This window comes from Mammaliicoccus sp. L-M44, assembly GCF_022386355.1.
In the GTDB taxonomy this organism is placed as follows: Bacteria; Bacillota; Bacilli; order Staphylococcales; family Staphylococcaceae; genus Mammaliicoccus; species Mammaliicoccus sciuri_A.
This window is the reverse complement of the sequence record NZ_JAJNIU010000053.1, coordinates 1-1918: the sequence shown is the minus strand read 5'-3', so window position 1 is coordinate 1918 and position 1918 is coordinate 1. Positions and strand designations below refer to the sequence as shown.

General features: G+C 24.3%; 2 protein-coding genes. Both read left to right on the top strand.

Annotated elements, in window-relative coordinates; translation table 11 throughout:
• Positions 1 to 399 (top strand): GNAT family N-acetyltransferase (locus LQ611_RS13770; protein ID WP_000341232.1); only part of this gene is annotated, 399 nt, incomplete at its 5' end.
• Positions 400 to 1839 carry a bifunctional aminoglycoside N-acetyltransferase AAC(6')-Ie/aminoglycoside O-phosphotransferase APH(2'')-Ia gene (locus LQ611_RS13765; RefSeq protein ID WP_001028144.1) on the top strand — a complete coding sequence of 480 codons (1440 nt, stop codon included), beginning with the start codon at positions 400 to 402 and terminating at the stop codon, positions 1837 to 1839.
• Positions 1840 to 1918: the final 79 nt, after the last annotated feature.

Sequence of the window (1918 nt, the reverse complement as noted above, 5' to 3'; positions counted from 1 at the left end):
GAGTTTATGGAAGAAGTTTTAATTGATGATAATATGGTTTTTGATATTGATAATTTAAAAGGATTTCTTAATGATACCAGTTCATTTGGGTTTATAGCTAAAGAAAATAATAAAATTATAGGATTTGCATATTGCTATACACTTTTAAGACCTGATGGAAAAACAATGTTTTATTTACACTCAATAGGAATGTTACCTAACTATCAAGACAAAGGTTATGGTTCAAAATTATTATCTTTTATTAAGGAATATTCTAAAGAGATTGGTTGTTCTGAAATGTTTTTAATAACTGATAAAGGTAATCCTAGAGCTTGCCATGTATATGAAAAATTAGGTGGTAAAAATGATTATAAAGATGAAATAGTATATGTATATGATTATGAAAAAGGTGATAAATAAATGAATATAGTTGAAAATGAAATATGTATAAGAACTTTAATAGATGATGATTTTCCTTTGATGTTAAAATGGTTAACTGATGAAAGAGTATTAGAATTTTATGGTGGTAGAGATAAAAAATATACATTAGAATCATTAAAAAAACATTATACAGAGCCTTGGGAAGATGAAGTTTTTAGAGTAATTATTGAATATAACAATGTTCCTATTGGATATGGACAAATATATAAAATGTATGATGAGTTATATACTGATTATCATTATCCAAAAACTGATGAGATAGTCTATGGTATGGATCAATTTATAGGAGAGCCAAATTATTGGAGTAAAGGAATTGGTACAAGATATATTAAATTGATTTTTGAATTTTTGAAAAAAGAAAGAAATGCTAATGCAGTTATTTTAGACCCTCATAAAAATAATCCAAGAGCAATAAGGGCATACCAAAAATCTGGTTTTAGAATTATTGAAGATTTGCCAGAACATGAATTACACGAGGGCAAAAAAGAAGATTGTTATTTAATGGAATATAGATATGATGATAATGCCACAAATGTTAAGGCAATGAAATATTTAATTGAGCATTACTTTGATAATTTCAAAGTAGATAGTATTGAAATAATCGGTAGTGGTTATGATAGTGTGGCATATTTAGTTAATAATGAATACATTTTTAAAACAAAATTTAGTACTAATAAGAAAAAAGGTTATGCAAAAGAAAAAGCAATATATAATTTTTTAAATACAAATTTAGAAACTAATGTAAAAATTCCTAATATTGAATATTCGTATATTAGTGATGAATTATCTATACTAGGTTATAAAGAAATTAAAGGAACTTTTTTAACACCAGAAATTTATTCTACTATGTCAGAAGAAGAACAAAATTTGTTAAAACGAGATATTGCCAGTTTTTTAAGACAAATGCACGGTTTAGATTATACAGATATTAGTGAATGTACTATTGATAATAAACAAAATGTATTAGAAGAGTATATATTGTTGCGTGAAACTATTTATAATGATTTAACTGATATAGAAAAAGATTATATAGAAAGTTTTATGGAAAGACTAAATGCAACAACAGTTTTTGAGGGTAAAAAGTGTTTATGCCATAATGATTTTAGTTGTAATCATCTATTGTTAGATGGCAATAATAGATTAACTGGAATAATTGATTTTGGAGATTCTGGAATTATAGATGAATATTGTGATTTTATATACTTACTTGAAGATAGTGAAGAAGAAATAGGAACAAATTTTGGAGAAGATATATTAAGAATGTATGGAAATATAGATATTGAGAAAGCAAAAGAATATCAAGATATAGTTGAAGAATATTATCCTATTGAAACTATTGTTTATGGAATTAAAAATATTAAACAGGAATTTATCGAAAATGGTAGAAAAGAAATTTATAAAAGGACTTATAAAGATTGATTATATAATATATGAAAAGCTATTATAAAAGACATTAGTATTAAATAGTTTAAAAAAATGAAAAATAATAAAGGAAGTG

Bases quoted from the DNA above. Each gene is read 5' to 3' on its own strand.
- LQ611_RS13765 (WP_001028144.1), top strand. From the start codon at position 400: ATGAATATAGTTGAAAATGAAATATGTATAAGAACTTTAATAGATGAT.